Origin of the sequence: Bacteroides sp. AF25-38AC (assembly GCF_003602995.1) — a bacterium.
GTDB lineage: Bacteria > Bacteroidota > Bacteroidia > Bacteroidales > Bacteroidaceae > Bacteroides > Bacteroides uniformis.
The window spans coordinates 330320-336956 of record NZ_QTMD01000001.1 but is presented as its reverse complement, the minus strand read 5'-3'; the positions used below and the strand labels follow the sequence as shown (position 1 = coordinate 336956).

General features: G+C 50.5%; 5 protein-coding genes. 1 reads left to right on the top strand and 4 read right to left on the bottom strand.

Annotated features, from left to right (window positions below):
* Positions 1–61: 61 nt before the first annotated feature.
* The 4 genes from DWY55_RS01545 to DWY55_RS01530 are packed head-to-tail and all read right to left on the bottom strand — an operon-like array spanning position 62 to position 4532.
* Positions 62–1768: an acyl-CoA dehydrogenase family protein gene (locus tag DWY55_RS01545; protein ID WP_005826256.1), complete on the bottom strand. Its 1707-nt coding sequence runs from the start codon at positions 1766–1768 to the stop codon at positions 62–64.
* 10 nt (positions 1769–1778) lie between these two features.
* Entirely contained in the window at positions 1779–2600 is an 822-nt protein-coding gene (locus DWY55_RS01540; RefSeq protein ID WP_044468029.1) for an energy transducer TonB, read from the bottom strand.
* Between the two features lie 14 nt (positions 2601–2614).
* On the bottom strand, positions 2615–3634 hold the full coding sequence (locus DWY55_RS01535; protein WP_005826260.1) for an electron transfer flavoprotein subunit alpha/FixB family protein: 1020 nt from the start codon (positions 3632–3634) through the stop codon (positions 2615–2617).
* Positions 3635–3638: 4 nt separating this feature from the next.
* The gene (locus tag DWY55_RS01530; RefSeq protein WP_120177976.1) at positions 3639–4532 is read right to left on the bottom strand and encodes an electron transfer flavoprotein subunit beta/FixA family protein; all 894 of its coding nucleotides are present in this window, start codon (positions 4530–4532) and stop codon (positions 3639–3641) included.
* 336 nt (positions 4533–4868) lie between these two features.
* Between DWY55_RS01530 and DWY55_RS01525 the strand changes: the two genes are divergently transcribed.
* Positions 4869–6629, top strand: a complete 1761-nt coding sequence (locus tag DWY55_RS01525) for a 1-deoxy-D-xylulose-5-phosphate synthase (RefSeq protein ID WP_117877939.1) — start codon at positions 4869–4871, stop codon at positions 6627–6629.
* Positions 6630–6637 lie beyond the last annotated feature (8 nt).

The window sequence follows — 6637 nt, the reverse complement described above, 5'->3', positions numbered from 1 at the left end:
GCGGGCACCGGAGTAGCTAAACTCCGGTGCCCGCTATATTTGCCTTGTCCAAGCAATGCATTTATTTGCGGTAGCTTTCCAGCTCTTCTGCCTTGAACTTACGGATGAAGTTAAAGTGTTTTTCCACTTCAGCTTCTGCGTAGTTCACATACACCAGAGCCGACTTGCCGAACAGTTCGGGAGCCTTTGTCGCGTCCTGAATGATGAGGTGCGACATGATACATACCGCAGCCATCTCATAGAGGCGACGTGCCACGAAGTCCAGCAATTCCTGATTCTGTGCCTCTTTCACCGCATTGGTGCAGGCTTCGAACTTGTTGGTCATCTCTTTGATGCGGTCCATCAACGGTTGCATTTCTTCGCTGCACGGCACTTGCTCGTAGTCGCGCAAGGTGGCAGAGTATGAGCCGTTTGTTACATAGCGGATAGCAGCTACGGTCTGCAACTGAGTAGTACCTTCGTAGATAGAAGTGATACGTGCATCACGATAGATACGTTGGCAAGCATACTCCAGCATGAAGCCCGAACCGCCGTGAATCTGGATGCTGTCGTAAGCATTCTGATTGGCATATTCAGAGTTCATACCTTTTGCCAGCGGAGTGAAGGCGTCGGCAAGTTTGGCATACTTCTTTTGTTCCTGGCGTTCTTCCGGAGTCAGTTTGCGTTCGCGAGCAATGTCGTCCAGCGCTTTGTAGATGTCAACGTAGCGGGAAGTCTGGTACAGCAAGGAGCGTCCTGCATCCAACTTGGCTTTCATAATAGCCAGCATGTCATATACAGCCGGGAATTCGATGATAGCCTTGCCGAACTGCTTGCGGTCTTTGGCATAAGCCAGACCTTCGTTGTAGGCAGCTTGTGAAAGGCCTACCGACTGTGCGGCAATACCCAGACGGGCACCGTTCATCAAAGCCATAACGTATTTAATCAAACCAAGCTTGCGGTCGCCGCAAAGTTCTGCCTTTGCATTCTTGTAAACCAGCTCGCAGGTGGGAGAGCCGTGGATACCCAGCTTGTTCTCGATGCGGCGCACGTCTACACCGCCTTCATTCTTATCGTAGATGAACATGGACAAGCCACGTCCGTCTTTGGTACCCTCTTCTGAACGTGCCAGTACGAGGTGGAGATTGGCGTCACCGTTAGTAATAAAACGCTTCACGCCGTTCAGGCGCCAGCAGTTGTTGGCCTCGTCATAGGTCGCTTTCAGCATTACGCTCTGCAAGTCGGAACCGGCATCCGGTTCTGTCAGGTCCATAGACATGGTCTCTCCGGCGCAGACACGCGGTATAAAACGGCTGTGCTGGTCTTCGTTACCGAATTCGTAGAGCGTTTCGATACAGTCTTGCAGTGACCAGATGTTACCGAAACCGGCATCGGCGGCGGCAACGATTTCCGCACACATGGTGTACGGAGTAATCGGGAAGTTCAAGCCACCGAAACGGCGCGGCATGGTCATACCGTTCAATCCGGCTTTTACCATGGCGTCGAGGTTCTGCTTGGTGCCGCTGGCATATTCCACACGGCCGTTGGCACAGTGGGGACCTTCTTCGTCCACGCCCTCGGCATTGGGAGCGATAATCTCTCCGGTAATCTCTCCGGTGATTTCAAGTACCTTGTCAAAAGAGTCCATAGCATCCGCATAGTCCTGCGGGGCATAGTCATACTTGTCTTTGTCTTGGTAACCGCGTTCTTTCAGTTCGCAGATACGTTCCATCATCGAGTTGTTCAGATGATACTTCAATTCGGGAACTTCGGTATAAAAATTTGCCATAATTTCTTGGTTATTTAGGTATTCTGAAGTATAGGGGTATGGTGAATTTCACTCGCTTGGCCTCTCCGTCCTGATAGCCGGGCGACCAGCGGTAGACGTCGGCAATGGCCTCGAAAGCGCGTATGGCTTCTTTGTCGATGTCATAGCGCACGGACTGGAGAATTTTGGGATGGGTCATCTTGCCTTCTTCGTCTACAACGAATCGCAGGATTACCCTTCCTTCCGCCTTTTGTTTCCAGGCGTCTTCCGGATATTTGGTAACATTGGCCACCAGTTTCATAAGGTTCTCTATTCCGCCGGGGAAGGATGGAAACACGAAATACGGCTGATGTTCCATTTCAGTTCCGTGCTCGTCGAACATCTTTCCACCGGTACACTGATTCTCTGAATAGTGTTCCTCTCTACGGAGTTTCCCGTCGGGATAGTACTGCAGGAGTGTTCCGTCAAGTTTACCATCGCTGTAGCTCCGGGCCAGATGTATGGCACCGTCGGGATAATACACCATGGTCTGCCCCTCCAGGCGGTTGTCTCTATATACTTCTGTCAGGCTGTCCTTGCCATTTGCATAGAATGATGTATGCAGGCCTTCCCTTATCCTTTTGCGGGGATTGCTTTTGTATTCGGAGAAATGCCAGACATCCTTCTTTTGTCCTTCCAAAGCATACTCTTCCACCTTGATGCATTTCTTGTTTATCTTGGAAACAAGAGCATACTTGACTGCCTGGATGGAGTCGTCCGTCCATTGGTAATTCTTGTCCAACCAGAGCTTTTCTTGAGCGATAGCGGAAGATATACCTGAAAGAAGAACAAATATAAGAATCAGCCCTTTCATGATTACCTTTATTGTTATTTACTGTGTGATTTATAATATTTTATCATCTTCGGGATAACCTCTTCCACCGTACCGTTGATGACATAGTCGGCAATCGTATTGATGGGAGCGTTCTCGTCATTGTTGATGGAGATGATAATACCACTTTCCTGCATACCGGCAATGTGCTGGATTTGTCCGCTGATGCCGCAAGCAATATACAGTTTGGGGCGGACAGTGACACCGGTCTGGCCAATCTGGCGGTCATGGTCGGCATAACCGGCATCGACGGCAGCACGGCTGGCGCCTACCTCTGCATGGAGTTCTTTGGCAAGCTCGAACAACATGTCAAAACCTTCCTTGCTTCCCATGCCGTAGCCGCCGGCAATCACGATGGGAGCGCCTTTCAGGTTGTGTTTTGCCTTTTCTACGTGGCGGTCGATGACTTTTACCACATAATCCGTCTCGGGCACGTACTTGGCAACGTCGTGGTTGATGACTTCGCCCTTATAGTCAGCGTCCAGTATCTCTTTCTTCATCACGCCTTCGCGAACGGTTGCCATCTGCGGACGGTGCTCGGGATTCACAATCGTGGCAACGATGTTACCGCCGAATGCGGGACGGATTTGATACAGCAGGTTCTCGTAAACCTTGCCTTCCTTCTTGTCTTCGTGGTTGCCGATTTCCAGTGAGGTACAGTCGGCAGTCAGTCCGCTGGTCAAAGCGGAAGAAACGCGCGGGCCGAGGTCGCGACCGATAACGGTGGCGCCCATCAGGCAGATTTGCGGCTTTTCTTCTTTGAACAAATTGATGAGGACAGAGGAGTGGGGAAGGGAAGTATAGGGGAACAAGCCCGGAGCGTCGAATACGTGGAGTTTGTCTACTCCGAAGGGCAATACTTGTTTTTCAATGCCTGCCAGATTGTTGCCGGCAGCAACTGCCTCCAGTTGACAGCCCAACTGATTGGCTAATTTACGACCTTTGGTCAAGAGTTCGAGACTGACGTCGGCAACTGTTGTGCCTTCTATCTCTAAATATACAAATACATTATTCATAATCTTATCCTATCGTATGGTTAGCTAACAGTTCAACAATCAAATCTTCCACATCCTTGTCGCTGCCCGTCAGCGTTTTGCTTTCTTTGGCCTGGAATGAGATGTTCTGAATGGTCTTCACCTTGGTAGGCGAACCGCTCAGACCGCATTGTGCAAGGTCGCCGTTCACGTCGGCAACACTCCATTCCGTGATGTTCAGATAGGGATATTTCTCGTAGAGGCCGGCGTAGGCAAGCTCAGCGCCTTCCTTGGTGATGGCAGCTTTTTCCTGGGCACCGAGGGCGCGTTTGTACTTCTGCACCAGTTTGGCATTGCGCGGGCGGCAGGGAGCGGCACTTCCGTTTATGGTGATGACTATGGGCAGGGGAGCCTCAACGGTTTCCACACCACCGTCAATATGACGTTTCACGGTAATCTTCTTGGCGGCTTTATCCACGTTCAGAATCTCTTCTGCGTAGGTCACTTGCGTCAGCCCCAGCTTTTCGGCAACCTGCGGGCCTACTTGGGCGGTATCACCGTCGATGGCCTGGCGTCCGCCAATGATGACGTCATAGTCGCCTATCTTCTTGATGGCTGTGGCAAGGGCATACGAAGTGGCAAGCGTATCGGCACCTGCAAAGGCGCGGTCGGTCAGCAGATAGCCGTTGTCGGCACCACGGTAAAGTCCTTCACGAATAACTTCGGCTGCACGTCCCGGTCCCATGGTCAGGATGGTAACGGTGGAGCCCGGATGTTCATCTTTCAGTCGGAGAGCCTGTTCAAGAGCGTTCAGGTCCTCGGGGTTGAAGATGGCAGGGAGTGCCGCGCGGTTGATGGTTCCGTCGGCTTTCATGGCATCTTTCCCAACGTTGCGCGTGTCGGGAACTTGTTTTGCCAATACAACAATTTTCAAACTCATGCTATTAATTATTAGTATTAGTATTTCTTTGTATGTCAGTACCGGGAATAGGAGTAGTAGAATCCTGCTACTGAAATTGGCCGGTTAACTCATTATTAGCCTGCAAATTTACGGAAAGAGTTGGGTTTGACAAGAAAATGGGGTGAAAAATGCACAAGTTGAGGGATTTTGCGCAAATATCAGTTGGCTCTATATCTGTAAAAAAGGTAATAAAACCGGTAATTTATCTACCTTTCCGTTCCCGTTTCCTCTGTACTTTTGCAGCGTCTGGATGAGGTCTGCATAACGGGCAGCATCGGATAAACAAGCATTGCTACTTAAATGTTATTATAGAATATGTATATTGAAAAAGTAAATTCCCCTGCTGACGTGAAAAAGTTATCAGTCAGCGAAATGAACGGATTGGGTGGAGAAATCCGCCAGGTGTTGTTAAACAAGTTAAGCTCCCACGGAGGACACGTAGGTCCCAACCTGGGAATGGTAGAAGCCACCATAGCCCTGCATTACGTGTTCGATTCACCAACGGACAAGATAGTCTATGACGTGTCTCACCAAAGTTATACCCATAAGATATTGACAGGCCGCCGGGCAGCGTTTATGAATGCGGACGAGTATGACGAAGTCTCCGGATATTCCGAACCGTCGGAAAGCGAGCACGACTTCTTCGTCATTGGGCATACCTCTACCTCCGTCAGTCTGGCAAGCGGACTTGCCAAGGCGCGTGACCTGAAGGGGGAGGCGGGTAATGTGATTGCCGTCATCGGCGATGGCTCGTTGAGTGGAGGTGAAGCCTTCGAAGGATTGAATGTAGGTGCCGAACTGGGCACGAACTTCATCGTCATTGTCAACGATAACCAGATGTCCATTGCCGAGAATCATGGCGGGCTATACCGCAATCTGCAACAGTTACGCGAAACGGAGGGGCAGGCTCCCTGCAACTATTTTAAGGCAATGGGATATGATTATCTCTATGTGAAGGATGGCAATGACGTGGAGCAATTGATAGAGGCTTTCCGTGAAGTGAAGGACAAGAAGCATCCGGTTGTGGTACATATCAATACCTTGAAAGGTAAGGGATACAAATTGGCAGAAGAGCAAAAAGAACGTTTCCATTACAGTGTTCCGTTCGACCTTGAAACCGGCAATCTGACCGGTGAGTCTGGAGAGGGTGAAGACTATGCCGACCTTACCGCCGGTTATTTGTTGCAGGAGATGAAGAAAGACCCGACTGTGGTGGGCATCACCGCAGGTACACCTACGGTATTTGGCTTTACACCGGAGCGCCGCAAGGAGGCAGGGCGGCAGTTCATCGATATGGGCATTGCCGAAGAGCAGGCTGTTGCCATGGCTTCTGCCATTGCTGCCGGAGGTGGAAAACCGGTATTCGGGGTCTACAGCACCTTTATCCAGCGCGCCTACGACCAGTTGTCCCAGGCTCTTTGCATCAACAATAATCCTGCACTGATTCTTGTCTTCTGGGGAAGCTTATCGAGTATGAATGATGTTACCCATCTTTGTCTTTTTGATATTCCGGTCATCGGTAATATTCCGAATATGGTTTATCTGGCACCTACTTGTCGTGAGGAGTATATGGCAATGCTGGAGTGGGGCATCCGTCAAACGGAACATCCGGTTGCCATTCGCGTGCCGGCCAATGGGGTTGTCCGCAGGAATGTAGAACCGGAGAAGGATTACGGCAAGACGCTGAACCGTTATGAGGTGTCCCATCGTGGAGAGAAGGTCGCCATATTGGGACTGGGCTCTTTCTATCAGTTGGGCGAAGCCGTGGCTGCCCGGTTGAAGGAAGAGAAAGGAGTGGATGCCACGCTTGTCAATCCTCGCTACATCACGGGTGTGGACGAGGCTTTGCTCGATGACCTGAAGCGCGACCATACACTGGTCATTACTCTTGAGGACGGAGTGCTGGACGGTGGCTTTGGCGAGAAGATTGCCCGTTATTACGGTCCGTCGGATATGAAGGTACTGAACTATGGTGTGAAGAAAGAGTTTATCGACCGTTACGATGTGGAGGAGCAGTTGAAGAAGAACCGGTTGACGGTTCCGCAGATTGTGGAAGATATCTGTAGGATTTGGTAAGAATTGAA